21 protein-coding genes are annotated in these 24,328 nt (G+C 63.2%); 3 read left to right on the forward strand and 18 right to left on the reverse strand.

Annotation, left to right across the window (positions count from 1 at the left end; genetic code table 11):
* Window positions 1-42 precede the first annotated feature (42 nt).
* The 5 genes from KSS93_RS15770 to KSS93_RS15790 all read right to left on the reverse strand — a co-directional run bounded on the left by KSS93_RS15770 (window position 43) and on the right by KSS93_RS15790 (window position 4,959).
* Entirely contained in the window at window positions 43-1,203 is a 1,161-nt protein-coding gene (locus tag KSS93_RS15770) for an L-talarate/galactarate dehydratase (protein WP_217884918.1), read from the reverse strand.
* Between the two features lie 32 nt (window positions 1,204-1,235).
* Window positions 1,236-2,585 (reverse strand): MFS transporter, encoded by a 1,350-nt coding sequence (locus tag KSS93_RS15775; RefSeq protein WP_217884919.1) that lies wholly within the window; start codon window positions 2,583-2,585, stop codon window positions 1,236-1,238.
* Between the two features lie 174 nt (window positions 2,586-2,759).
* Window positions 2,760-3,788 carry a LacI family DNA-binding transcriptional regulator gene (locus tag KSS93_RS15780; RefSeq protein ID WP_217884920.1) on the reverse strand — a complete coding sequence of 343 codons (1,029 nt, stop codon included), beginning with the start codon at window positions 3,786-3,788 and terminating at the stop codon, window positions 2,760-2,762.
* 221 nt (window positions 3,789-4,009) lie between these two features.
* Window positions 4,010-4,369, reverse strand: coding sequence for a cupin domain-containing protein (locus KSS93_RS15785; RefSeq protein WP_217884921.1), 360 nt, complete (start codon window positions 4,367-4,369; stop codon window positions 4,010-4,012).
* Window positions 4,366-4,959 carry a GNAT family N-acetyltransferase gene (locus KSS93_RS15790; RefSeq protein WP_217884922.1) on the reverse strand — a complete coding sequence of 198 codons (594 nt, stop codon included), beginning with the start codon at window positions 4,957-4,959 and terminating at the stop codon, window positions 4,366-4,368. Before KSS93_RS15790 ends, KSS93_RS15785 begins: the two co-directional genes overlap by 4 nt.
* A 357-nt stretch (window positions 4,960-5,316) precedes the next feature.
* Here KSS93_RS15790 and KSS93_RS15795 point away from each other — a divergent pair, with 357 nt between their 5' ends.
* Window positions 5,317-6,564, forward strand: coding sequence for an IS256 family transposase (locus KSS93_RS15795; protein ID WP_217884923.1), 1,248 nt, complete (start codon window positions 5,317-5,319; stop codon window positions 6,562-6,564).
* Between the two features lie 187 nt (window positions 6,565-6,751).
* On the opposite strand, the gene KSS93_RS15800 is transcribed toward KSS93_RS15795, so the two are convergent.
* The 4 genes from KSS93_RS15800 to KSS93_RS15815 all read right to left on the reverse strand — a co-directional run bounded on the left by KSS93_RS15800 (window position 6,752) and on the right by KSS93_RS15815 (window position 10,117).
* Window positions 6,752-7,438, reverse strand: coding sequence for an anti-sigma factor (locus KSS93_RS15800; RefSeq protein ID WP_217884924.1), 687 nt, complete (start codon window positions 7,436-7,438; stop codon window positions 6,752-6,754).
* Window positions 7,435-7,983 (reverse strand): sigma-70 family RNA polymerase sigma factor, encoded by a 549-nt coding sequence (locus tag KSS93_RS15805; RefSeq protein ID WP_217884925.1) that lies wholly within the window; start codon window positions 7,981-7,983, stop codon window positions 7,435-7,437. Before KSS93_RS15805 ends, KSS93_RS15800 begins: the two co-directional genes overlap by 4 nt.
* Before the next feature lie 103 nt (window positions 7,984-8,086).
* A complete protein-coding gene (locus KSS93_RS15810; protein WP_217884926.1) occupies window positions 8,087-8,614 on the reverse strand; it encodes a DUF3455 domain-containing protein in 528 nt (175 codons plus the stop codon).
* A gap of 120 nt (window positions 8,615-8,734) precedes the next feature.
* A complete protein-coding gene (locus KSS93_RS15815; RefSeq protein WP_217884927.1) occupies window positions 8,735-10,117 on the reverse strand; it encodes an aminotransferase-like domain-containing protein in 1,383 nt (460 codons plus the stop codon).
* Window positions 10,118-10,238: 121 nt separating this feature from the next.
* Between KSS93_RS15815 and KSS93_RS15820 the strand changes: the two genes are divergently transcribed.
* Window positions 10,239-11,108 (forward strand): DMT family transporter, encoded by an 870-nt coding sequence (locus tag KSS93_RS15820; RefSeq protein ID WP_217884928.1) that lies wholly within the window; start codon window positions 10,239-10,241, stop codon window positions 11,106-11,108.
* Window positions 11,109-11,319: 211 nt separating this feature from the next.
* On the opposite strand, the gene KSS93_RS15825 is transcribed toward KSS93_RS15820, so the two are convergent.
* From KSS93_RS15825 to KSS93_RS15850, 6 genes are all read right to left on the reverse strand, one after another.
* Window positions 11,320-15,405 carry a DEAD/DEAH box helicase gene (locus KSS93_RS15825; RefSeq protein WP_225917197.1) on the reverse strand — a complete coding sequence of 1,362 codons (4,086 nt, stop codon included), beginning with the start codon at window positions 15,403-15,405 and terminating at the stop codon, window positions 11,320-11,322.
* Between the two features lie 171 nt (window positions 15,406-15,576).
* A complete protein-coding gene (locus tag KSS93_RS15830) occupies window positions 15,577-16,830 on the reverse strand; it encodes an arsenic transporter (protein ID WP_217884930.1) in 1,254 nt (417 codons plus the stop codon).
* 78 nt (window positions 16,831-16,908) lie between these two features.
* Window positions 16,909-18,189 (reverse strand): TRAP transporter large permease, encoded by a 1,281-nt coding sequence (locus tag KSS93_RS15835; protein WP_217884931.1) that lies wholly within the window; start codon window positions 18,187-18,189, stop codon window positions 16,909-16,911.
* Window positions 18,183-18,788 carry a TRAP transporter small permease subunit gene (locus tag KSS93_RS15840; RefSeq protein ID WP_217884932.1) on the reverse strand — a complete coding sequence of 202 codons (606 nt, stop codon included), beginning with the start codon at window positions 18,786-18,788 and terminating at the stop codon, window positions 18,183-18,185. The genes KSS93_RS15835 and KSS93_RS15840 overlap by 7 nt, the downstream gene beginning before the upstream one ends.
* Before the next feature lie 24 nt (window positions 18,789-18,812).
* Window positions 18,813-19,862 carry a TRAP transporter substrate-binding protein gene (locus tag KSS93_RS15845; RefSeq protein ID WP_225917198.1) on the reverse strand — a complete coding sequence of 350 codons (1,050 nt, stop codon included), beginning with the start codon at window positions 19,860-19,862 and terminating at the stop codon, window positions 18,813-18,815.
* Between the two features lie 49 nt (window positions 19,863-19,911).
* The gene (locus KSS93_RS15850) at window positions 19,912-20,583 is read right to left on the reverse strand and encodes an RraA family protein (protein ID WP_217884933.1); all 672 of its coding nucleotides are present in this window, start codon (window positions 20,581-20,583) and stop codon (window positions 19,912-19,914) included.
* Window positions 20,584-20,695: 112 nt separating this feature from the next.
* On the opposite strand from KSS93_RS15850, the gene KSS93_RS15855 reads away from it, so the two are divergent.
* Window positions 20,696-21,595, forward strand: a complete 900-nt coding sequence (locus KSS93_RS15855; RefSeq protein ID WP_217884934.1) for a LysR family transcriptional regulator — start codon at window positions 20,696-20,698, stop codon at window positions 21,593-21,595.
* A gap of 49 nt (window positions 21,596-21,644) precedes the next feature.
* On the opposite strand, the gene KSS93_RS15860 is transcribed toward KSS93_RS15855, so the two are convergent.
* Genes KSS93_RS15860 through KSS93_RS15870 form a run of 3 tightly spaced genes read right to left on the reverse strand, consistent with a single transcriptional unit; the run spans window position 21,645 to window position 24,314 of the window.
* Window positions 21,645-22,445: an HpcH/HpaI aldolase family protein gene (locus KSS93_RS15860; RefSeq protein WP_217884935.1), complete on the reverse strand. Its 801-nt coding sequence runs from the start codon at window positions 22,443-22,445 to the stop codon at window positions 21,645-21,647.
* A 17-nt stretch (window positions 22,446-22,462) separates the two neighbouring features.
* Window positions 22,463-23,266, reverse strand: coding sequence for a carbon-nitrogen hydrolase family protein (locus tag KSS93_RS15865; protein WP_217884936.1), 804 nt, complete (start codon window positions 23,264-23,266; stop codon window positions 22,463-22,465).
* 52 nt (window positions 23,267-23,318) lie between these two features.
* Window positions 23,319-24,314, reverse strand: a complete 996-nt coding sequence (locus KSS93_RS15870) for a TRAP transporter substrate-binding protein (RefSeq protein ID WP_217884937.1) — start codon at window positions 24,312-24,314, stop codon at window positions 23,319-23,321.
* Between the last annotated feature and the right edge of the window lie 14 nt (window positions 24,315-24,328).

A 24,328-nucleotide genomic window follows, 5' to 3' on the forward strand; every position in this document is an offset into this window, starting at 1 on the left:
AGAGTGTTGCAGCGCCTGTCAGCCACAACAGCGCCCCCCGCCTTACCCCCGCTTGCCGAACTCAGCCACCTGCGCCGTCCACCCCAACACCCGCTCACTCAACGACAACCCCAGCCCCGGCCGGGTCGGTACCAGCATGCGCCCATCGCGAGTTTCGAGGCGTTCGTTGAACAGCGGCTCCAGCCATTCAAAATGCTCGACCCAGGGCTCGGTCGGGTAGGTGGCCGCCAGGTGCACGTGCAGCTCCATGGCAAAGTGCGGGGCAATCATCACCCCGGCCTGCTCGGCCATGGCCGCCACCTTGAGGTACGGCGTAATACCGCCAACCCGTGGCGCGTCCGGCATCAGGTAGTCGGCGCCGCGCAGCTTGATGAACTCGGCATGCTCGGCCACGCTGGTGAGCATCTCGCCAGTGGCGATGGGGGTGTCGAACTGCTGGGCCAGGGCGGCATGGCCTTCGGCGTCGTAACAGTCCAGCGGCTCTTCGATCCACACCAGGTTGAATTCCTCGAAGCGCCGGCACATGCGCTGGGCGGTGGGGCGGTCCCACTGCTGGTTGGCATCGACCATCAACGGGAAGCTCTCGCCCAGGTGCTCGCGCACGGTGCTCACACGGTGCAGATCCACCGCGCAATCCGGCTGGCCGACTTTCAGCTTGATGCCACCAATGCCTTTTTCCCGGGACAGGTCGGTGTTTTTCAGCAACTGCTCCAGCGGGGTGTGCAGGAAGCCGCCAGAGGTGTTGTAGCAACGCACCGAGTCGCGCTGGGCACCGAGCAGCCGGGCCAGCGACAGGTTGGCGCGCTTGGCCTTGAGGTCCCACAGGGCCACATCGAAGGCGCCGATGGCCTGGGTCGACAGGCCACTGCGGCCCACCGAGGCGCCGGCCCAGCACAGCTTGGTCCACAGCTTGGCAATGTCGCTGGGGTTCTCGCCGAGCAGTGCCGGGGCAATTTCCTGGGCATGGGCGAACTGGCCCGGGCCGCCGGCGCGCTTGGAATAGCTGAAGCCCAGGCCCCGGTGGCCGTCTGCGGTCTCGATCTCGGCGAACAGAATGGCGATTTCGGTCATCGGCTTCTGCCGCCCGGTGAGCACCTTGGCGTCACTGATGGGGTTGGCCAGCGGCAAAAATACCGAGGACACCTTTACATGGGTGATGCGGTCGCCGTCGGCGCTAGGGCGTTGTTGTTCTTGTGCGAGCATGGGGCTCTCCTTGTGGACAGTGAGGGTGAAAGTCAGCGAGCCGGGTGCGAGACCGCGGCGGGGGAGGTGTTGGCGGATTGCGGGTCGTCGATGTCCAGGCGCTTGAGCGGCCCGACGATGACCAGGTAGGCGAAGGCGCCGAGCAGGCCCATGGCGGCAACGTAGACCAGCGCGGCATCGAAGGATGCGCCCTTGACCAGCAGGCCGATGGCGATCGGGGTGACGATGCTGGCGATGTTGCCGCAGAAGTTGAACATCGCCCCGCTGGTGCCCATGGCGTGCTTGGGCGACACGTCGCCGACGATGCACCAGCCAAGGTTGCCGACGCCCTTGGCGAAGAAGGCGATGGACATCACCAGGATCACCAGGGCGATCGACTGGGTGTAGTTGGCCACCACGATGCTGCTGGACAGCAGCAGGCCACAGATGATCGGGGTCTTGCGCGCGGCGGTGAGGCTGAAGCCTTTTTTGAGCATCCAGTCCGACCATACGCCGCCGATCATCCCGCCCAGGCAGCCGGCCACCGGCGGAATGGCCGCTACCAGGCCGACCTTGAGCAGGGTCATGCCCTTGGCCTCGATCAGATAGGTGGGGAACCAGGTGAGGAAGAACCAGGTGATAGAGGTCAGGCAGAACTGCCCCAGGTAGATGCCGGCCATCATGCGGTTGGCCGAGATGGCGCGCAGCCGCGCCCAGCTGAACGGGGTCTTGATTTCGCCCATGTCGGGCAGGCCGCCGCCGGCTTCGATGTAGTCGAGCTCGGCTTGGTTGACGCGCTTGTCGCGGCGCGGCTCATGCACGAAGCGAAACCACAGCAGGCCGATCAGGATGCCGGCGCCGCCGGTCCAGAAGAACACGTGCTGCCAGCCGAAGCTGTTGAGCAGCAGCACCATCAGCGGGGTGAAGGCGGCCAGGGCGAAGTACTGGGCCGACTGGAAAATCGCCGTGGCCAGGCCGCGCTCGTGGCGCGGAAACCACATCACGGTCAGCCGGTTGTTGGCCGGGAAGGCCGGCGACTCGGCCACGCCCATCATGAAGCGCAGTACGAACAGCGCCAGAAAGGCCGAGCTGAACAGGTCGACAAAGCCCTGCAGGAAGGTGAACGCCGACCAGATGATCAGGCTCATGCCCAGTACCAGGCGCGAGCCGAAACGGTCGAGAATCACCCCGCCCGGCAGTTGCATGCTGGTGTAGGCCCAGCCGAAGGCGGAAAAGGCGATGCCCATGGTCACGGCGTCGAAGCCAAGGTCGGCGCGCATGGCGGGGGCGGCGATCGACAGGGTGGCGCGGTCGACGTAGTTGAACACGGTGACGATGAAGATCATCGCCAGGATGAGGTAGCGGACGTTGGTCCGGGCTGCCTCCGAGTTGGGAGTGATCACTGTTGTTTTCCTTGTTGTGATGGATGCCGCTGGGTTTGACCGACCTTATGATTGCGCAATCATTTACGGGTCAAAAAAACAGCCATCAGCAAAAGGCAGCAGGTGGCTGTGCATTCGATCTTACAATGATTGCGCAATCATTCAAGGGCGCAGTCGTCGTCTGGATGAAAAATTTCAGGTGCTTTGGCGATCAATCAGGGTAAAACCGGTATCGATACGCACCGGCTGCGCGCTGCCGGCTGGGTAGCTGAAGCGCTCGAGCAGGGCCTGGGCGATCTGTTCCCCGATGCGTGTACCGTCCACCCGCACGGTGGACAGCGGCGGGTGCACCTGGGCGGCGCTGCTGAGGTCGCCAAAGCCCATCACTGCGAGGTCTTGCGGCACCTTGAGGCCGCGGCTTGCGGCTTCGGCGAGTACGCCCTGGGCGATGGTGTCGGAGCTGCACACCACCACCTCGGGGCGCTGGCCCTGGTCGAGCAGTTGCTTGAGGCCGCTGCGACCGACTTCGAGGGTGGCTGGCGGGGTGAGGATTTGCGTGGGGATGTCGTGGTGCCCGTGCCGGGCCAGTTCTGCCACCAAACTGTTGCAGCGGCGCAGGCCGCGCGGGTCGCCGATGCTGACCACGGCAAACCGCTGGTAGCCCTTGCCCAGCAGGTGACGGGCGATGGCCTCGCCGACGGCTTCATGGGAGAAGCCCACCAGCATGTCCAGCGGGTCTTCGCTGAGGTCCCAGGACTCGACCACCGGTATGCCCGACTGCGCCAGGCGCTGGCGGCTGGCCTCGGTGTGCAGGGTGCCGGTGAGCACGATGCCGTCGGGGCGCCGGCCGAGCAGGGCTTCGATCAGTTTTTCCTCCTGCTCGGCGGAGTAGCCGGTCAGGCCCAGCAGGGTCTGGTAGCCGGCGTGGGTCAGGCGGTCCATCAGCGCCTGCACGGTGTCGGCGAAAATCGAGTTGGCGATGGTCGGCAGCAGGATGGCCACCAGCCGGCTCTTGTTGCTGGCAAGGCTGCCGGCCAGCATGTTCGACACGTAGCCGACCTCGCGCACCGCCGCCAGCACCTTCTCGCGCGCCGCCTTGCTGACTACCTCGGGGCGGTGCAGGGCGCGGGACACAGTGATCGGTGAAACGCCGGCAACCTTGGCCACATCGATCAGGGTCGGGGAGGACGGCTTTGCCGTGGGGGTGCTGGGTTTGTTGGCCATGCCGGTTCCGCGTCAGATGCTAGGGCAACGTGCTGCTGCCTGAGGGCGTGAATCTACCAAAGCGTTGCGCCTGGCGCACCTGGCTTGGGCCACCTCCACAAGAGCCACGTCAGGCCTGCACCGTAACTGTAGGAGCCGGCTTGCCGGCGATGAGGCCGGTACAGGCGGCACAAGACAGCCTCTGCCACAAAGCCATCTGTTGCGGCCCGCCGACCCCGCGCCTAGCTCGCGGGCAAAAGGATCACGAAGTTCTTCTTCATGTCTTCCAGCACGGTCCATTTGCCCTTGGCGCCCGGTTCGATAATGAACGTATCGCCCGCGGCCAGCGTAACGGGGGCGCAGCCTTCAAGCTCGATGACGCAGCAACCGCTCAGCACATGGCAGAACTCCCACACCTTGTAGTCGATGCGCCACGCGCCGGTGCTGGCTTGCCATTCACCGGAAATGCGGCCTTGCTGTTCATCGTGGTAGTACTTGGAGGTCAGCGTATGAGGGGTGCCTTGCAGCACCTCTTCAAAAAACGGAAGGTCGCGCACCGGTTGGATATCCAGTTCGCGGAACACGGTCAGTTTCTTGATCATGATTTTTTCTCGAGCACGGGGTGGGTAGGGCGATACATCAAATAGGCTTCACCGGTTACGCCCAGCATCGGGTGCGCAACGATCTGGCAGGTTTTAACAATTTGAAAGCCGTGGCGTTGGTAGAAACGGCGGGCACCGTGGTTTTCGGCATAATCGATCAGACATAACCCGTTCAGGCCTGCGTCGTCGGCGCGCTGCTGGGCGTGGCGCAGAAACTCGACGCCCAACCCCTGACTACGCCAGGCCTCGTCCAGGGCCAGGCTGGAAATGTACAAGGTGTCGGGTATTTCCATGTCGGCATAAGGCGCCAGGACCGGGTCGGGCTCGGCAGGCCGGTCAGGCGTGTCGTGCAAGGCATAGCTATGCATCATGCCGATCACGCGCCCTTCGCAAGTGGCCATCAGGCAGTTCTTGTAGGAGAAGTCGCCCTGTTCCCGGGCATAGCGAGAAGCGCCGACACTCAGCAATGCTTCACCTGGTGCGGCAAGCTTGCTCCATATGTAATCGGCCATGCCCTCCGAGGTCAGTTGAAAGAACCGCGCGATATCGTGCGCGTCCGTGGCTTGAGCGGGTCTGAACTCGATAGGCATGCAGGGTGTTTCCGTGGGATCGGGTGGTTGGTTTCAAGGATTGCGCCTTTGACCGGGGCAGGGTAGGCGGGTAGAGCGGTTGGCAGCATGCTCAGGGCGAACACCTTCGGTACGGGGTGCGACGTTGTCGCATGCGCAAAGGCGTGCTGCTGTGTAATGGCTCAGGTTTGGGTGATCGTGCAGTTGCCGATCCGAAGCGGACGTTGCGTCTTACAGCGGACATCGTGTGGTGCGGGTTCATCGAGGCGTCGCACCGCCGCGAACACCGGCAAAGCCGGTGCGGAGGATGGCACGGGCTTCGTCCGGAGGGTGTCAGAAATTTTGTGTTCGGGCATAACATGAGTAAGAGGTGTATGTATGCCAACCAAAAAGAAACCCTTGCGTGACCTGCCAAAAATCCCCAAAGAGCTGCTGGAGCAGTTCGGCGAGGGCCTGATGTCCGCAGAAGCAATCGAGGATGCCTCAGCGGCGTTCAAGAAGGCCTTGATCGAGCGGGCCTTGAGTGCCGAACTCGGTCACCACCTAGGTTATCCGCCGGGCGCGCAGCGCCCGGAGGATGAAACCAATCAGCGTAACGGCAAGAGTGGCAAGACGGTTTTGACCGGCGATGGCCCGCTGCGGCTGGAAATTCCTCGCGATCGAGACGGCAGTTTTGCGCCCATTCTGATCCCCAAGCACGAGCGGCGGTACACCGGTTTCGATGACAAGATCATCGCCATGTACGCCCGTGGAATGACGGTCAGGGAGATCCGAGCCTTTTTGTCCGAGCAGTATGGGACGGACGTTTCACCCGACTTCATCAGCTCTGTGACAGACGAGGTCATGGACGAGATTGGCGCGTGGCAACAGCGGCCACTGGAGCCGATGTACCCGGTCATTTTCTTCGATGCGCTGCGGGTGAAGATCCGCGAAGAGGGCCTGGTGCGCAACAAGGCCATCTACTTGGCCCTGGGCGTTCTCTCCGACGGGACGCGGGATATCCTGGGCATCTGGATCGAGAACACCGAGGGTGCGAAGTTTTGGATGAAGGTCTTTAACGATCTCAAGACGCGCGGTGTCGAAGATGTGCTGATTGCCGTGACCGATGGCCTCAAAGGTATGCCAGAGGCTCTCAGTGCCGTGTTTCCAGAGACGACGTTGCAAACGTGCATCGTGCACCTGATCCGCAACAGCCTCGACTTCGCGGCCTGGGACAAGCGGCGAGCTCTGGCCAAGGAGCTGAAGCCGATTTACCAAGCCATCAATGCGGAAGCGGCTGAGCAAGCACTCGATGAGTTTGAGAACGGTCCGTGGGGCGAGAAATATCCAACGGTGGTGGCTGCCTGGAGACGCGCCTGGGATCGAGTGATTCCATTTTTCGTCTTCCCGCCGGCCATCAGAAAGGTGATTTACACCACCAATGCCATCGAGAGCATCAACGCCCAGCTACGCAAGGTCATCAAGACTCGCGGGCATTTCCCAAGCGATGACGCAGCGACCAAACTGATCTGGCTGGGATTGCGCAACATAACAGCCAATTGGGGAAAACCGGCCCATGACTGGAAAAGCGCGATGAATCAATTTGCGATTCTGTACGGAGATCGGTTCATCAGGCCGACCTGGTGAGAATCAGGGCCTGCCTACCGGCAGGCCGTTACCGGCCCGCACACAAAAAATCTGACAGTCCCTTCGTCCGTGTTCCCGGGACAAGCCCGCTCCTACAAGGAGGGCGCAGGACTCACTGGCAGCAATAGGTCGATAGCTGGCCCTCGTGGACAACCGCAATCAACCACCGCAACCCGTGCTTGCAGGCTCATATCACTTTCACCGCCCGGCCGATGAACTTCACCGGCCCCGTCGGTAACCCGGTAGGCGAACCGCCGGATTTCTCCAGTGTCAGCTCGAACAACTGATTGGCCTCCAACGGTGGCAGGCTTTGTAGCGGAACACGATAGGGTTCACCGGGTTTGACCAGGCCCAGCGAAACCGGTGCGCGCCACTGCTCGCCCTTGGTCCAGAACTGCAGGGCCATGCCTTCGGGGACGGCATCCTTGCCAAGCGGGATCAGCTCGATCATGCGGCTGTCGCTGGTCTGCACCACCCAGCCGGGGGCCTGGCTGCTCGGCGCCACCAGCACTACCACGAATTGAGTGGTGGGCGGGGGTGTGGTCAGCAGCATGAACGCCAACAACAGGCTTGCGGCCAGCCCCGCAGCACTTAGCCCCTGCCACAGGCCGAGGCGTTGCCACCACCTGACCGGGGGCGCGGCCAGTTCATTCAGGCTGCGCTGGATACGGCTCCACAGGCGGGCGCTCGGCGGCTGCGCAGCGGCCAACGTGGTCAGCTCCAGCAGGCGTACCTCCCAGGCATCTACCGCAGCGCGCAAGGAGGGGTCGGTGCCCAGGCGCTCGGCCACTGCGGCGTGTTGCTGCGGCGACAAGGTCCCCAAGACGTACTCGCCGGCGAGGGTGTCCAGTGCTTCGGCAGTCTCCGGGTTCATTCCAGGCACTCCCGCAGCGCCTTCAGGCTACGTTTGATCCAGGCCTTGACGGTGCCCAATGGCGCACCCAGCAGCCCGGCGATTTCGGCGTGGCTGCAGCCGTCCACATAGGCGTGCAGGATGCAACGCTGGGGGGCGGGCTGCAGTTGTTCGAGGCAACGGTAGATTTTCGCCGAGCCTGACCAGAGGGCACTGTCATCGAACCGCTCGTGCAATGCGCTTGAGGTGTCGATGTCGGCTTCATCCAGCAGGGTTTCACGGCGCGTATCACGGATAGCATTCAGCGCCAGGTGGCGGGTGATGCTGTAGATCCAGCCGCGCGCCGAGCCGCGCGCCGGGTCGAAGCTGGCAGCGCGGATCCAGATGCGGATGAAGGCATCGTGGACGATGTCTTCTGCGCTGGCGTCGTCACGCACGATGCGCCGGGCAACGCCCAGCAGGCGCGCGCCTTCATGATCGTAGAGCGCCTGCAGGGCATGGCGGTCGCCCTGGGCACAGGCCTTGAGGCAACGGTCGAAGTCGAATGGGGTGACAGGCGCGTCCAACGTGTGCGGCTTCCTTGTGTTGTGCAAGGTACCCCGGCCATCGAGCCGGGGGCTTGCCAACGAGCGTAGATGAACCTTTGCAAGGTGTCCGCTCAAGTGCCCTTCACTTGGCGGTCCAGAACACATAGTCGGCCTGATACTGGACGACCTGCTTGGCACCTTTGTTCTGCGCTGTGCAGTCGCTTGCCGGCGCCACGCCGCCACGGGTGGCCAGGCGCTGGATAAAGCTGACCCCCTGCATGGCGCCTTTGCCTTCGGCCGGGTTGGCCTTGACCAGTTGATAGGGGATGGCGCCCTTGTCTGCCGGTGCCACTGCCAGCTGGGTGCCGGTCACTTTCGATCCGTCCTTGGCCTGCCAGGTGGCGGGTGGGCCGAAGTACTCGCCCACCTGTTTACCTGCACGGTCATTGAGCACGGCCTTGGGGCCGACGAAGGTCCATTCCGTCTGGCCGGGGGCGTTGGCCTTGTCGCGGCATTCGTAGGTGATCTGGCCGACGCCGACGGTCTCGAGCAAGACGCGATGGCCATCGGGGACCTTGACCGCATCTGGCAGCGCGGATTGGGCGTGAACGGGCTGCAGCGCCAGGGCGAGGCTGAAGGCGAGCAGGCAGGCGGAGGGTTTGAGGCTCATGGGTAGTGCTCCTGACAGGTCAGTTGAGTGGGCAGTCACAAGACGCCCATCAGCAATACCCGCCAATGGGCGGATTGGATGCGCTGGATGGAAAAAAACAATCTCGCCTGCAACTGTCTTCTAAGCCCCCAGCGCCCGCTTCAACACCTCGTAAATCCTGGCATCCCCCGACTGCGCCACGTTGAAGCGCAAAAAATCGCCTGCCGTCATCGACTGGCTGAACGCATTGCCGGGCGCCAGCACCATCCCCTCGCTCAAACAGGCCCTGGCCAGCGCGGCAGCATCCTTGCCTTCAGGCAGTTGGCACCAGGCGTACATGCCGGCCTGGGGCACTCTCCAGGGCTTGATGCCGATGGACTGGAGCCTGGCGACCGTGCTGTCCATGGCCTCGGCCAGGCGCTGGCGAACGCTCTCCATGTGCTTGCGGTAGCCGCCATCGGTAATGGCCTGGTGGATGATGTTCGCAGCCAGGCGGCCGCCGCCGAAGGTGGTGGCGATCTTCAGGTCGACCAGGCTCTCGATCCACTCACTGCGGGCGGCGATGTAGCCGCAGCGAATCGACGCCGAGACGGTCTTGGAGAAGCTGCCGATCTGGATGACCCGGGCCAGGCCGTCGAAGGCAGCCAGCCGTGGCGCGGGGGTGTGTTCGAAGTCGCCGAAGATGTCGTCCTCGACGATCACCAGGCTGGAGCTGTCGGCAAGTTTCAGCAGCCGGTGCGCGGTGACCGCAGACAAGCTGGCCCCGGTCGGGTTGTGGATGCCGGAATTGGTGATGTACAGCCGCGGCGCGTGGGCGAGCAGGGCGGCAGCGAAGGCATCGATGTCCGGGCCGGTTGCGGTGTAGCGGACGCCGACGACGTTGACCCGGTGCGCCTTCAGCACTGCGTGAAAATTGAAGTAGCAAGGGTCGTCGACCAGCACTGTGTCACCTGGCTGCAGCAGAAAACGGCAGATCAGGTCGATGGCGTGGGTGCCGGACTCGGTGAGCATGATCTGCTCCAGCGGCGCTTGCAGGCCGATACCTGCCAGCCGGCGCGAGAGGAACTGGCGCAGCGGTGGGTGTCCCAGCGGTGAGGCGTATTCGGCAAGTTGCACGGTGTCGAGCCGGGCAACGTTGCGCAGCGCCTTGCGCAGGCCCGCCTCGAACATCCAGGACGCCGGCAGCCAGCCGCAGCCGGGTTTCAGCGCATCGCTGGAGGTTTCCAGTGCCTGGCGCGAGATCCACAGCGGGTCGACGTCACGGTCCAGCCGGGGGCCAAGTTCGGTCAGTGCCAAGGGCGCCACGGGCCCGGCCACGTAAAAGCCCGAGCCACGCCGGGCGCTGAGTACGCCTTCGGCCATCAACCGCTCGTAGGCTTCCAGCACAGTGGACACCGAGACCTGCATGGCCTGGGCCATGGCCCGCACCGATGGCACGCGCGCGCCTGGCGTGTAGGTGCGCGAGGCGATCCTGGACTGGATCTGGGCCATGACTGTTTGAATTCGCGTGCCGTGCCGTTTCATCGCACCCTCAACTGTGCTGGAGTTGTTTGCATAACAGTTCGGTAAAAGTGTATTGGATTGTACATGGCCTTGTTCAGCCTGTGGGTGCTGTACTGAACCCCGGCTTATCAAGGACATGACCATGGAAAAATCAACAAGCGGGTGGGTCAACGGCTTTATCGGCGTTGCCATCTTTGCCGGCTCCTTGCCGGCAACCCGCGTGGCAGTGACCGCCTTCGAACCGACCTTTTTGACCTGCGCCAGGGCAACGATCGCCGCGTTGCTGGGGGCGCTGTTTCTGATCGTGCTGCGCCAGCCCTGGCCTGCGCGCGCGGCCTTGCCGTCACTGGCCATTACCGCGTTGGGCGTGGTCATCGGCTTTCCGCTGCTGACAGCACTGGCCCTGCAGCATGTCACCTCGGCCCATTCGATTGTGTTTGTCGGGCTGTTGCCTCTGTGTACCGCAGGCTTTGCCGTGGTGCGCGGCGGGGAGCGGCCGCGGCCATTGTTCTGGTTGTTCTCGCTGGCGGGGGCCGGGTTGGTCACAGGCTATGCCTTGAGCAATGGCGCAGAGGCGTCGCTGCTGGGCGACCTGCTGATGATCGCGGCGGTGGTGGTGTGCGGGTTGGGCTACGCCGAAGGGGCGCGGCTGTCGCGCACACTGGGCGGCTGGCAGGTGATCAGCTGGGCCTTGCTGGTGGCCTTGCCGTTCATGTTGCTGCTGAGCATCGTCAACCTGCCTGCGCTCGATGCCTTCGCCAAGGTAAGCGCCCCGGCGTGGTTCAGCTTTGGCTACGTGTCGCTGTTCAGCATGCTGATCGGCTTTGTGTTCTGGTACCGCGGGCTGGTGCAGGGCGGCATTGCGGCTGTGGGCCAGTTGCAGCTGGTGCAGCCGTTCATCGGGCTTGGCCTGGCAGCCTTGCTGCTGCACGAGCACGTGAGCTGGATGATGCTGGTGGTGACGCTGGGGGCGGTGGCCTGTGTGGCCGGGGCGAGGAAATACGCCCGTTAGTGGCTGCTGCAGGGCCGCATAACCTTCAGGCCGGCGCTGTGCCTGCAGGAGATCACCCGGCCCCGAGGGCTGGGTGATTTGCTACCGGTACGGCACTGACCTGAAGCTCATGCAAACCCTGTAGAGCTGGCTTGCCAGCGATGAGGCCGGCACAGGTTGCACAAGAGCGCCCCGAAAAGATCGAGGCCGCGCTCGCCTTGGCCCCCTGCTATCACTGCCCCCCGCCTGCCAGCAGCGCCAAAAGCGCATCGGCATCCAGCTTGGCGCTCACCTCGCCACCCTCCAGCAAGCTGTCAGCCAGGTCACGTTTGCGCGCGTGCAGGCCGACGATCTGCTCCTCGATGGTGTTTTCGGCAACCAGCCGGTAAATCGTCACCGGGCGCTGCTGGCCGATACGATAGGCACGGTCACTGGCTTGGTCCTCGACTGCCGGGTTCCACCATGGGTCAAGGTGGATCACATAATCGGCGGCGGTCAGGTTGAGGCCGCTGCCACCGGCCTTCAGGCTGATCAGGAAGATCTCACCCGCGCCAGCCTGGAAGGCGTTCACCCGGCGTTCGCGGTCTTTGGCAGGTACGCTGCCGTCCAGGTACTGGTAGGCAATGCGTTTTTCATCGAGCAAGTTGCGCACGATGCTCAAGTGATCGACGTACTGGCTGAACACCAAGGCCTTGTGGCCATTGTCCAGCAACTCTTCGACGAGGGCAGTGAAGGCCTGCAGCTTGCTGCCTGGCAGGGTCGATTGCTCGACCACAAGGGTTGGGTGGCAGCAGAAGCGGCGCAGGCGGGTGATTTCCGTCAGTATCTGGAACGACCTGCCTGCTCCGGGAGCTGACTCGGACACGTTATCCAAGGCTTGTTGACGAAGCGCTTCGTAAAGATGCGCTTCCTCGTCGGACAACGGAACCTTGTAGGTGATCTCTGTGCGTGCGGGCAGCTCGTCGAGCACCTGGCTTTTCAAGCGGCGCAGAATGAAGGGTTGAATAAGCGCCTTCAATGCCCGTCGAGCGGCCGCATCGCCTTGTTCGATGGGGTTGGCGAAGCGGCTGTTGAAGCTTTCCTGGCTGCCGAGCAGGCCTGGGTTGATGAAGCGGAACAGGCTCCACAGCTCGCCCAGGTGGTTTTCCAATGGCGTACCCGTGGCGACCACGCGCATGTTCGCCTGCAAGGCCATGACCGCTTGTGAGCGCTTGGTCTGGGAATTCTTGATGGCCTGGGCTTCGTCCAGAACCACTGTATGCCATTGGCAGGCGCCGAAGGCTGCGCTGTCCTGCTGCATCAGGCCGTAGCTGGTGATAACCAGATCGCCGGGGCCCAGGCCATCCAGGTTGCGCTGCTGGTGGTACAGATGCAGCTTCAACTGTGGGGCGAAGCGCCTGCTTTCGGCCTGCCAGTTGAGGGTGACCGAAGTCGGCGCCACGACCAGTTGCGGGCCATCGGCTGCGCGCTGCAGCAACAGGGCAAGAATCTGCACGGTCTTGCCCAGGCCCATGTCGTCGGCCAGGCAGGCGCCCACGCCCCATTGCGCCAGGCGTGCCAACCAGGTGAAACCTTCATGCTGATAGGCACGCAGATCGGCTTTCAAGGTTGCGGGTAGCCGAGGCTGGTAATCGCGCAGCGATTGCAGTTTCTGCAGGTGTGCCTGCCAGCTTTTATCAGCAGTGAACTCACCGGCCTCTGCTGCCAGCTCGGCCAGCAGGGGAGTGGTCAGCGGGCTGAGCCGCAGGCCCTGGTCGGTGACCCGGTCGGCCAGGTGCGCAAGCTCTCCCAGGCGCTTGCGCAAGGTATCCTCAAGTGCCAGCCAATCGCCTTCGCCAAGCTTGAGGAAGCGCCCGGGGTTGGCCTTGAGCAGCTCCAGAAGCTGGCGCAGATGCAGCACCTTGCCGTCATCGAGCGCGACCTCGCCCTGCAGGATGAACCACTCGCCCTGCGCGCGCAGGCCCAGCTTGAGTTCGTTCAGTTTCAGGCGGCCCTTCAAGCGCATGCGCTCGCCTTCCGGCCACACGCAGTGCACCTGGTTGCCGTCCAGTGCGTGCAATTCGCCGAGTACCTGCAAGGCGTCCTGCGGCTGTTCCAGTTGCCATTCCTGGCCGTCGCTGTTGGCGTTGGCAAGGCCGGGGCAGGCCTGCAGCACCTGCTGCAGCGCCTGACGCTCGCCGGCCAGGTCGCGACTTACCTGCAACGGCTTGCCATCGCGCTCGCCGAGCACGTTTTGCGCGCCAACGCCGGGGCGCAACCAACTGCTCTCGGCCAGCGGGCGCACCAGCAACTGCAAGCGCAAACCTTCGGCAAGTGGCAGCAAGTGTGCGTACAGGCGTGTATCTGCGGGCTCCTGGTCCAGCTGCGCGGCAAGCTCGGGCAGGTCCGAGTGCACCGGCAGCAGCGGGGCGATCGCACTGACCACCTCGATCAGTTGCGCCCTGCCTGATTGCGGAACGCTCAGGCCATCGCCGATAACCTTGACGATCTGGCGCAGGTCGCCGTTAAGCGTAAATATCTGCAGGCGGGTGGGTGTTTGCTTGTGCAGGTAGTAGGCGTTTGCATTGACGATGCCCTGCGGCTCGAGGCGCAGATGCATCTGCCCGTCGCGCGCTTCGAGGTGCAGGCTGGCATGGCCGGCCTCAAGCTCGATGCGCACGTCCGGTGCGTCCTGCCAGAACAGCGCCGGGTGGCCGATCAACTTGGGCAGGCCAACGTCGGGAGGCAGTTCGTACTCGGCCCCGGAATAGGAATAGCGGCTAACCTGGATCACGCTGATCGCCTGGCGGTCCTGCTCGCACAAGAAGTCCAGCCTGTCGCCTTCCTCCAGCAGCCGCCTGAGCGCAACCGGGCGGCCCTTGCTCCATTGCCCCTTGGCGCCCAGTTTCTGCTCGCGCGGTTCCAGTTGATTGGAATAGCGGTGAAGATCCACCAGCCAGGCCAGGCGGGTGGTCTTCTTGGCCACGGGGCTGGCCGGTGTGTCGGCAGGCTTGAGTTGGCTCAGGGCGTCGAGTGCATGCTGCCAGGCTTCCCGGCGCTGGAGCAGCTCGGCCAGTGGTTTGAGCCCAGCTTGGTCATGCACATCGTGAGTGTGCCGAGGTACACCGAATTGCGCCGCGATCAGGGCATCGAACTCTGCGGCCAGCCAGGCGTAACCCAGCTGATCGAGTTGCGCCCGGTAATCTTGCAGGGTCGTGCACCAGTTCTGCTCGCGTGCGACCGGGGCATCCAGCCAGTACAGTGCGAGCGCCAGCAGCAGGCCATCGAGGCCATAAAGTTCGAATGAGCGCAGGTATGACAGCTCAGGTGTATTGCCTTGCAGTTGCTCGAAGAATTTGTAGAGCACCGTGTAGGCGCTGCCATAGTTCTGCTTTTCGCCCAGCATCAGTGCCTGCTTGAGTGCAGCGTGGTGCTGGCTGTCGTTTTCTGCGAAAAGCGCCAGGCAGTACAGCGCGTTGAGCAGCGGGTACAGGTCGATCTTGCGTTTTTTGGTTTGCCTGCGCTGCTCGGTGAGCCAGGCCCGAATCTGTTGCAATGCCTCGCTGGTTTGGCCGCGCAGCACCAGCTGAGCGCTTTGCAGTGTCAGCGGGTACTGCCCGCCGAAGTGTTGCAGCGCTTCCCAGTCGCCTCGCCACAGGGCTTGCTGCATCAATTGCAGGCCAAGCTCGGGGGTGGGCGCGTGTGCCATCTGCTGCTTGGCCAACTGATAGCTGCCTTGCGCCTCACCCAGCAGGGTGTTGTGCAGGCAAAGATGATCTTCCAGCAGCAGCCCGCGTACGGTTTCGTCCAGCAGGCCGAACAGCTCAAGGCCCGCAGGGTCGGCCTGCAGAAGGTGCATGGGGTGTTGAGGTGCCCAGTTATGCGCGTGCAGTGTCCTGGTCGACAGATACAACAAGTGCGGCACCTGGGCGCCGTTACCGCTCAACAGGTTGAGCCACAGCTCTTGTAATGCCCGGGGCGCGCCAGGGGCTTGCCACGGATTGAGCGCGGGCAGGCTGGTGGCAATCTGCTGCAGGTACTGCGTGCTGTCGGCTGTGCCCATCAGGCTGAGCAACACGCTGGTGCGCAGCTGTGTCGCCACGATGAAATATTGGCCTTCCCTGCGCTGCTCCACGTCTACCCAGCCTTGTTTGCGCAATTCTTGCAGCAGGTCGGCCAATGTAGTGGCATCCAGCTGTTTGCCTGCGGCATCACAGATACCCATGCTGCGCAGCAGCTTGAGCAGCGAGGTTTTGCCTTTGCCAGGGAACGCGGTTGCCAGGGCGTAGAGCAGTGCCCTGCAATTGTCGGGGAGTGAATCGAAGCTGAGCGGTTGCATCCTGGGCCTCATCTGGAGCGGTCGGGCGATTCTACATGCAGGCGGCCAAGTGCAGGGAGTTTGGCTTTTTCTTCTTCTCTTTGAGCTACTTTTTTCTGCAGGCTTCCACGTCGTTTTGTGTGTTCAATTCGGTGTGAATGCCAAGCCGGTATCAGCAGTAATCGAGCGTACTCAAACCAGCAACGCCAGCAGCGCCCCGACGAGCGCAGGCGGCATCACCAGCAACCCCAGGCGCAGGAAGCGCCAGGCACTGACGTGCTCACCCTCGCGGCGGATCGCCACCAGCCACAGCAAGGTCGCCAGGGAGCCGGTGATCGACAGGTTCGGCCCCAGGTCGACGCCGATCAGCAGCGCAGCGGTGGTCTGTTGCGGCAACCCCGCCAGCGAGCCCATGGACCCGGCAATCAGCCCGGTGGGCAGGTTGTTCATCAGGTTGCTGGCCAGGGCGACCGCAACGCCCGCCAGCCAACTGGCCTTGGCTGGCGAGGCTTCGGCAAGGCTGGCCAGCGCTTGAGCCAGGCGCAGCACCAGGCCGGTCTGGGCCAGTGCCTCGACCAGCACGAACAAGCCCGCCACCAGGGGCAGCACGCCCCACGCCACATGGCGCAGCACCGGCACTGGGCTACGCCGCTGGCGCAGGTGGACGAGCGCCACGGTGGCCACCCCGGCGCAGAAGGTCGGCAGGCCCAGTGCCCGGTCAAGGGCCGATGCGCCCAGCAACACGGCCGCGGTAAAACCGATGCCCAGTGCACACAGGCGAGCGCCGGCGCCCAGGGGCTGGTGGTCGATGTGCAGGGCCAGCGGCTGGCGGATCTGTCGGCGCTGGGTCAGGCGCAGCATCAGGTAGGTGAGGGCAATCGCCGCCAGCGACGGCAGGCTGAACTGCCTCAGCCAATCCAGTAGTGGCGGCATCTGGCTGCCGAACACCACTAGGTTGGCCGGGTTGGAAATCGGCAGCACGAAACTGGCCGCGTTGGCGATGAAGGCGCAGATGAACAGGTAAGGCAAAGGTTCGGCCTTGGCGGCCTTGCACGCGGCATACACGGCCGGGGTCAGCACAACGGCCGTGGCGTCGTTTGACAAAAACACCGTTACCAGCGTGCCCACCAGAAACACCAGGTCGAACAGCCGTTGCCCCGAGCCCCTGGCGTGGCGCACGGCATAACGGGCCAGCCAGTCGAACAAGCCTTCTTGGCGGCCAAGCTCCGCCAGCACCATCATGCCGACCAGAAACAGGTACACGTCGCTGCCTTCGGCCACTGCGGCCAACGCGCTGTGGGGTGTGATCAGCCCTAGGCCGACCAGCAGCAACGCGCCGCCCAGGGCCCAGACGTATTCCGGGATACGCCAGGGGCGCAGGATGACGCCGCAGGTGGCCAGGGCGGCAATCGCCCAGATGATCGATGTGTGTTCGCTGACGGGCATAGGGTGTTCAGGTTCCGGTCGCGGTTGCTGTTTACAGGTCGGGCCTGGTGTCCTGTCTCGCAATTCCAAGACAGGGCACTAGACGATGCCGGGCAGCCATAATGCCAGCTGCGGGAAGGCGATCAGTAATGAAATCAGCAGCAAAAGCGCCAGGCAGAACGGCAAGGCACCGTACACCACGTCCATGAAATTGCCGCGGCCGCGGATGCTCTGCACCACGAACAGGTTCATGCCGAACGGCGGGGTGATCTGCCCCATCTCGCACAGCACGATCAGCACCACGCCGAACCATAGCGGATCGAAGCCCAGGCTGACCACGATCGGCACAATCAAGGGCGCCGTGGTGATCAGCATGGCCAGGGTGTCCATGAAACAGCCCAGCACGATGTAGAACAGGATGATCGCAAGCAGCGTGGCCATGGGCGACAGCTGCAAGTCGGTGACGAAATTGATCAGGGTGGTTGTCAAACCGATGGAGGCCAGCACGAAATTGAGAAAGAACGCCGACAGGGTGATGAAGATGATCATGCCGGTGGTGCGCAAAGTGGCTTCGAAGGCCTGGCCCAGGCTCTGCCAACTGAACGCCCGGCGCCACAGCCCCAGCCCCAGTGCGCTGAGCACGCCCAGCGCGGCCGACTCGCTGGCGGTGGCAAAACCGCTGTAGATCGAGCCGATCACCAGGGCAAAGATGGCCAGCGGCGGTAACAGGTCGGGGATGCTCGCCAGGCGTTCGGCCCAGGGCGTGTGCTCTTTGTGCCCGCCCAGTTGGGGGCGCACCAGGCAGGCCACCACAATCAGCGCGACGAACAGCAGGCTGAGGACGATGCTGGGGAGGGTTGCGGCCAGGTAAAGCTTAGGCACCGAGACGTTGGCGATCAGCGCGAACAGGATCATGTTGATCGATGGCGGAATGAGGATGCCCAGGGTGCCGCCGGCGGCAATCGAGCCAAGAAACAGCGGCGCGTTGTAGCCTTTGCGTTCCTGCTCGGGGAGCGCCAGGGTGGAGATGGTCGCTGCAGTGGCAACGCTGGAGCCGCTGGTGGTGGCGAACAGCGCGCTGGCGCCGATATTCGAGTTCATCAGCCCACCCGGCAGCCACGACAACCATTTCTCCACGGCCTGGTACATACGCCCGGCCACGCCCGAGCACACCAGCAGCTCGCCCATCAGGATATATAGCGGAATCGCCACCAGCAGAAATTCGGCGCTGGTGTTCCAGGCGATCTCACCCATTGCATTGCTCAGGGGCAGGGTCGAGAACAGCTCTGACAGCGACATCCCCAGCAAGCCGACACTGACCGCAGCTGCGACGCTCAACGCCAGCAGGGCCAGCAGGATGAAAAGTGTGATGCTCAGCATGGCGTGTGCTCCTTGGATGCATGGCCCGCGGGGCGCAGTTCTTCCTCGATTTCTTCTTCGACGGTATTGATGCCGATCAGCGCACTGGCCGCTTCCCAGCGGCCACGCAGCAGGTGGCCGAGGCTTGCGAGCATCAGGGTAAGCAGGGTCAGGGCGAAGAACAGGTAACCTGCGAACCACAGCGATTGCGGTATCCACTGCGGTACCTGCAACGGGGTATTGGACACCGAGTGGTAGTCGATGGAGTCTTTCAGCACGCTCCAGGCGTGGTAGGCCAGGGCGGTGACCAGCACGCCCATGCAGGCCAGAGCGAACAGGTCGAGTGCCACGCGAGGCTTGAGGCCAAGGCGGGCGTAGAGAATGTCGACGCGGATGTGCGAGCGCTTGAGCAAGGTTACCGGGAATGCCCAGGCGCTGGTGATCGCCAGCACGTAGCCGGCGATTTCGTCGGCACCGCCCAAGGAGATACCCAAGGCCTTGCGCAGGATCAGGTCGATGGCAATCAACAGGGCGCAGCCGAGCAGGGCGAAGCCGCCTACCCAGGTGCTGGCCTTGGCTACGGCATTGATTGCCGTCAGGCCGGAAGGAACGGTATTCATGGCTGTGAACTCCGGGGCAAGTGGCTATGGGGCCAGTTGCAGGTCGATGGCCTGGCCAACCGTGGCATTCCAGCGCTGCACACATAGCGCGCCGCAGCGCTTGCCCCAGTCGTTGGCGATCCGCAGCGCAGCCTGGCGCAAGGCTTGACGCTCCTGCGGGGTGGGGGCCGAGGCGGTCATATGTGCGGGCTGGTGGATCTGGCAGTCAGCACGGCCGAGGTTGCAGGCCAGGGCGTAGCGGTTCTCCCTGGCGGTTTCTTGCCACAGGGCGTCTTCAAGTACCTGGGCCTGGCTTTGCAGCAGCTGTTGCACCTCGGGCGGCAACTTCTGCCAGCGCTTGAGGCCGATGCCGTAAAAGCCGATCGACCAGTCCACCGGCAGGTCGTACAGGTAGTCGGCCACGTCGTACCACTTGGCGGCATTGCCCGAGCCGATGCCGGTTATGGCGCAGTCGATCACGCCGGTCTGCAGGGCCGTCACCACCTCGGCGAAGGGCAGGGTGACCGGAGCTGCGCCGATGGCCTTGACCAGTTCGGCCATGTTGCGGCCCCGGGTGCGGATCTTGCGGCCCTTGAGGTCTTCCAGGGTTTGCACGGGGGCGCGACAGAAGAACACCTGCGCAGTGTAGGGCACGGTGGCCAGCAGCTTGATGCCATGGCGCTCGGCCATGCGTTGCTCAAGCACCGGCTTGTAAGCATTGGCGATGCTGCGCGCGGTGTCGATTTCGGCGGCCATGCCCGGCAGGTCGACACCTTCGAAGGTGGCGTCGTCACCGGCGACGAAGGCGAACACCCCCATACCGATATCCACTGCGCCAAAGCGCATCAGGCGAATGATCTCGGGGCCTTTCAGGCCGCTTTCGGACAACCCCAGCAACTGCGCTGTGACCTTGCCGCCGGATTGCGCGGGCAGGGTCGTGTTCCAGAACGGCTGTTCGACCGCGCGAAAGGTGTAGTTGTGGCTGCCGCCGCCGATCACGTTGAAGCGCATCTGGGGGTAATCACCGGCCCAGGCCTGCGGGCTTGCCAGCACCGCACCGAGCGCCATGGGCATGAGTAAGGAGCGAAGTTTCACGGTAGTCCTCTTGTTGTTGTTCGGGAGCTACGTCAGTGCGGGCCGGCGGTTACTCACGCGGTCGGGTTGCCGCCTCGATGGTTGCCCGTGAACCGACGATATCCGGGAATTTCTCGCCCTTGGCCAGGCGCGCCAGGGTGTGTTTTTCGTTGCGCTGAAAGTCGATGGCGCGCTGGGCCAGGCCGGCTGCCTGGCCCGGCTGCAGGAACACAATGCCGTTCTCGTCGGCCACCACCGCATCACCTGGGCGTACGATGACGCCGCCGCACTGAATGGGCGTGCAGAACTCGCCCTCCTGGCCCACCACCCGCGTGGTGATGGCACTGGCGCCGCGTGACCACACCGGCACGCCATGCTGGCGCAACTCACCAAGGTCGGTGACATAGCCGTCGACGATGATGCCGGCGACACCGGCCTGCTTGGCGGCATACGCCATGGCCCCGCCAAGCGCTGCGGTAATACGCTCGCCGCAGCGGTCCACCACCAGAAAATCGCCGGGGCGAACGCAGCCCATGGCGTAGTGCAGAATGCCGCCATCGTTGCCGGGCATGCGCACGGTCACCGCCGTACCGACCGCGCGTACATCCTGCAACAGCGCCTTGATCTCGGGGTGGGGGATGCCATGGGTGATGAAGTGGCCGATCGTTGCAGGTTCAGCGTCGATCAGCAGTTTGAGCAGGTCGGTGTTTACCGGGGCAGGCAGGGCTTCGATCAGGTACATAGTGGGTTCTTGTTATGCCGGATGCTTTTTCGAAGGGTTTCGGTCATCCTAACAACCACCTTGAACGGTCGATAATAAAAATCCGTAAGCAGTGGCGGGAGCAGTTTTTATCATGCGTATTACGCTGATGCAGATCGAGGCATTCTATTGGACCGCACGGCTGGGCGGTGTTCATGCCGCCTCGCGGCATCTTCATCTCACTCAGCCCGCAGTGTCGGCGCGTATCAAGGAAATGGAGTCGCTGCTCAGCGTCAAACTGTTTGATCGCAACAAACAGCGCATGAGCCTGACTGCAGATGGTCATACCGCTTTGCGCCACGCGGAGTTGGTATTGAACAACAGCACGCAATTGGAACAATTTGCCGCGCAGCAAAGAAAACACCGGCGCCTGCGCCTGGGTGCTGACGAATGTTCGGCCATGGTCGGGCTGACCGCGGTGATCAGTGAAATAAAGGCGCACTTCCCGGAAATTACCCTGGAAATCACCATCGATGTCGGTGCGGCGCTCAACCGCAAGCTCAACGACCATGAACTGGATATTGCCCTGCTGACAAACCCGGCCACCCGCGAAGATGTCACCGATATCTTTTTGGGCTGGATGACGTTTCAGTGGGTGGCGGCGCGGCATCTGGATATTGCCGAAGGGCCGTTTCTGGCCGAGCACGCCAGGCAATATTCCATCGTCACCCACAGTGCGCCGTCGACCTTGTATTCGGTGGTGGATCGTTGGTTGAAGGAAAGTGGCGCGGTCAGCCATGCCTTTCATTCGAGCAATTCACTGGCGTTTATCGCCAAGATGGTGTCGGCCGGGCATGCTATTGGTGTTTTGCCGGTGCCGTTGATTCGCGACATGTTGGCCGTGGACTTGTTGAAGACGTTGCCCTGTGAGCCGATGATTCCACCGGCAAAGTTCTGCCTGTCGTATTTGACCGAACGGCCGGATATGCAACTGGATGAACTGGTTTCGATCATTCGGGCAACGTTGGTCAAACAGAACTTTCTGGTCGACTGACGGTTCAGCATTCGGCCGGCCCGAGGCAGTGCCCTGGCCGGCCGGGCTGTCAGGTTAAAGCCTGTTTGACGACCGCGATGTGCTGCCCGGCCTGGTTGAGCCAGGACAGGTCACTGCCCATCAACACCATGTCGCTGCCCATGTCGACGAGCCGCCTGGCGGTTTCGCAGTCCGCCGGCGAGCAGGGCACCATCACCTGTATGCCGCGGGCATGGCATTTCTCGATCAGCACCTGCAGGCGCTGCAGCACCTCAGGGTTGCCAAGGCGGTAGTCAACCGGCAACTGGCGCGACAGCGAGTAATCAGCGGGCCCGAAATGCACGGCATCGATGCCCGCGACATCGAGTATCTCGTCGATGTTGTCGAAGAACTCGAAGCTCTCGGCCATCGGCACGATCACGCTGCGGGCGTTTTCTGCCTCGGTATAGCGGGCCCAGTCAAAGCCCGGCCCGGCGAAGCCTGCCGAGCGCACCGAGCTGTCACCGCCACGCCGGCCCAGCGGCGGGAACTTGCTGTAGTGGATGATCTGGCGCATCTGCGCGGCGTTGTGCACCTGCGGTACGATCACCCCGGCGGCGCCCATCTCCAGGGCCTTGCGGATGTCCCATTCGAGTGTGCCACGTACGCGTACAAGGGCCGGGATGGCTGCGTAGCTTGCCGCGAGCAGCAGCTTTTCCATGTCGCGGTCCACGCCCAGCGCTGTGTGCTCGGCGTCGATGAACACGAAATCCAGCCCCCAGTTGCCGGCCACCTCGACGGCCATGCTGGCGGTACTGTAGATGTTCATGCCAAAGGTCGTACCGCGCGCCATGCGCGCCTTCAGCAGGTTGTGTGTAGTGCTCTGGTTCATGGTCAAGGCCTTGTACGTCAGATGCGATAGGTTTCGGGCAGCCGGTCGCGGAACGGATGCACTTCGAACACGCCCGGGTCGCGGATCAGCGACTTGTTGCGGGCCTTGGCCAGGTCGATTTCGACGCTGTAAACACCGTCCTCCAGCCCGGCGCGCACCAGGGTCTTGCCCGACGGCTCGATGATGTGGCTGGTGCCGATGAACTGCATGCCTTCGTCCATGTCGTTGCGGTTGGGGGCGACGAAATACACCATGTTCTCGGCCGCACGCACGGTGCTGAAGAGGTCCGGCAGCATGCGCGCCTGCTCGGGCCAGGCGGCGGGTAGCACGACGATGTCGGCGCCTTCCAGGGCCAGGGTGCGTACCACCTCGGGAAAACGGATTTCGTAGCAGATGGCCAAGCCGATGCGGCCAATGTCGGTGTCGAAGACCGGCGGCGTCCACTCGTCGGGGCGGTCGGTGAAGCGGTCGCCGATCATGAACGGCAGGTGGCGCTTGCGGTGCAGGCCAATGATGCCCTGCGCGCCGATCAGTGCAGCGGTATTGAACACCTGGTCGGCGTGCCGCTCGTAGAAGCCGACCACGATAAGGATGCCGGTTTGCGCCGACACCTCCAGCAGAGGCGACAGGGCGTCGAGGGTAATGGCGCCGCGCTCGAGGTCTTCACGGCTGTCGAAGGCACCGCCGGTGATCAGGCATTCGGCAAAGGCGATCAGGCGCGAGCCTTCGGCAGCGGTCTGGCGGGCCAGTGTGGCGACTTTTTCGACAGTCAAGGCCGGGTTGCCAGCCACCGGGTGAATCTGGGCTACGGAAATCTTCATGCTAGTCCTTCATGGCAGTTGAAAGGCGCCGCTGCGCGCGGCGCGGTTGGTGTCACTTCGGCTGGTAGCCCATGGCCTGGTAAACCTTGCTCACCAGCTCGGGGTTGATTTGCTCGGCATAGGTGTCGACCACCGGGCGGATCTTTTCCTGAATGCGTGCGACCTCTTCGGGCGCCAGGTCGTTGACCTGCATGCCGCTGCTTTGCAATTCGGCGATGGCTTTGACGTCCGCCTCGCGGGAGATCCGGCGTTGCTCCAGGCGCACATGCTGGGCAACCTCCGCCAGCAGTTGCTGCTCGTCAGCACTCAAGGTGTCCCAGAATGTCTTGCTGATGAGCACGATCTGCGGGTTGTAGTTGTGTTTTGTCAGGCTCAGGTACTTCTGCACCTCATTGAAGCGCGAAGCCAGAATCAGCGACGCTGGGTTCTCCTGGCCGTCTACCGTGTGGGTTTCCAGGGCCGTGTTGACCTCGGTGAAAGGCAGCGGTGTGGGGTTGGCCCCCAGCGCCCGCCAGACATCCAGAAACAGCGGCGATTGCTGGGCGCGGATTTTCAGCCCGGCAATGTCTTCAAGCTTGCTCACCGGGCGCACGTTGTTGGTCAGGTTGCGCACGCCAAGCTCCCAGAAAGCCAGGCCGACCAGGTTTTTTTCGGGCAACTGGTCGGTCAGCATCTTGCCCACCTCGCCATCGAGCATGGCATCGACCTTGGCCGTATCGTTGTAGAGGAAGGGGAAGTCGAGAATGCCGAAGTCCGGGACATGGTTGATCATCAACCCGGCATTCCAGGTCATCATTTCCACCACACCGCCTTGCAATGACGACAGTACTTGTACATCGCCACCCAGCACGCCGTTGGGGAAGGTGCGGACCTTGATCTTGCCGCCGCTGCGCTGAGCGACTTCCTTGGCGAACAGCTCCATGCCGATTGCCGGCGGTGTGCCTTTGGGGCTGGTGGCGGCGAACTTGATGACGCGGCTGTTGTAGTCCGCGGCCATGCTCAGGCTGCTGGACAGCAACAGTGCGGCAATCAGGGCTAGTTTCTTCATGGTGGGTACCTTTT

It is taken from the genome of Pseudomonas xanthosomatis (assembly GCF_019139835.1).
Lineage (GTDB): Bacteria > Pseudomonadota > Gammaproteobacteria > Pseudomonadales > Pseudomonadaceae > Aquipseudomonas > Aquipseudomonas fakonensis.

Excerpts from the sequence above, each read along its gene's own strand:
- KSS93_RS15855 (WP_217884934.1), top strand. The coding sequence starts at position 20,696 with ATGCGTATTACGCTGATGCAGATCGAGGCATTCTATTGGACCGCACGG.
- KSS93_RS15785 (WP_217884921.1), bottom strand. The coding sequence starts at position 4,369 with ATGATCAAGAAACTGACCGTGTTCCGCGAACTGGATATCCAACCGGTG.
- KSS93_RS15865 (WP_217884936.1), bottom strand. The coding sequence starts at position 23,266 with ATGAAGATTTCCGTAGCCCAGATTCACCCGGTGGCTGGCAACCCGGCC.
- KSS93_RS15870 (WP_217884937.1), bottom strand. The coding sequence starts at position 24,314 with ATGAAGAAACTAGCCCTGATTGCCGCACTGTTGCTGTCCAGCAGCCTG.
- KSS93_RS15835 (WP_217884931.1), bottom strand. The coding sequence starts at position 18,189 with ATGCTGAGCATCACACTTTTCATCCTGCTGGCCCTGCTGGCGTTGAGC.
- KSS93_RS15830 (WP_217884930.1), bottom strand. The coding sequence starts at position 16,830 with ATGCCCGTCAGCGAACACACATCGATCATCTGGGCGATTGCCGCCCTG.
- KSS93_RS15820 (WP_217884928.1), top strand. The coding sequence starts at position 10,239 with ATGGAAAAATCAACAAGCGGGTGGGTCAACGGCTTTATCGGCGTTGCC.
- KSS93_RS15810 (WP_217884926.1), bottom strand. The coding sequence starts at position 8,614 with ATGAGCCTCAAACCCTCCGCCTGCCTGCTCGCCTTCAGCCTCGCCCTG.
- KSS93_RS15840 (WP_217884932.1), bottom strand. The coding sequence starts at position 18,788 with ATGAATACCGTTCCTTCCGGCCTGACGGCAATCAATGCCGTAGCCAAG.
- KSS93_RS15815 (WP_217884927.1), bottom strand. The coding sequence starts at position 10,117 with ATGAAACGGCACGGCACGCGAATTCAAACAGTCATGGCCCAGATCCAG.
- KSS93_RS15795 (WP_217884923.1), top strand. The coding sequence starts at position 5,317 with ATGCCAACCAAAAAGAAACCCTTGCGTGACCTGCCAAAAATCCCCAAA.
- KSS93_RS15790 (WP_217884922.1), bottom strand. The coding sequence starts at position 4,959 with ATGCCTATCGAGTTCAGACCCGCTCAAGCCACGGACGCGCACGATATC.
- KSS93_RS15770 (WP_217884918.1), bottom strand. The coding sequence starts at position 1,203 with ATGCTCGCACAAGAACAACAACGCCCTAGCGCCGACGGCGACCGCATC.
- KSS93_RS15780 (WP_217884920.1), bottom strand. The coding sequence starts at position 3,788 with ATGGCCAACAAACCCAGCACCCCCACGGCAAAGCCGTCCTCCCCGACC.
- KSS93_RS15850 (WP_217884933.1), bottom strand. The coding sequence starts at position 20,583 with ATGTACCTGATCGAAGCCCTGCCTGCCCCGGTAAACACCGACCTGCTC.
- KSS93_RS15800 (WP_217884924.1), bottom strand. The coding sequence starts at position 7,438 with ATGAACCCGGAGACTGCCGAAGCACTGGACACCCTCGCCGGCGAGTAC.
- KSS93_RS15860 (WP_217884935.1), bottom strand. The coding sequence starts at position 22,445 with ATGAACCAGAGCACTACACACAACCTGCTGAAGGCGCGCATGGCGCGC.
- KSS93_RS15825 (WP_225917197.1), bottom strand. The coding sequence starts at position 15,405 with ATGCAACCGCTCAGCTTCGATTCACTCCCCGACAATTGCAGGGCACTG.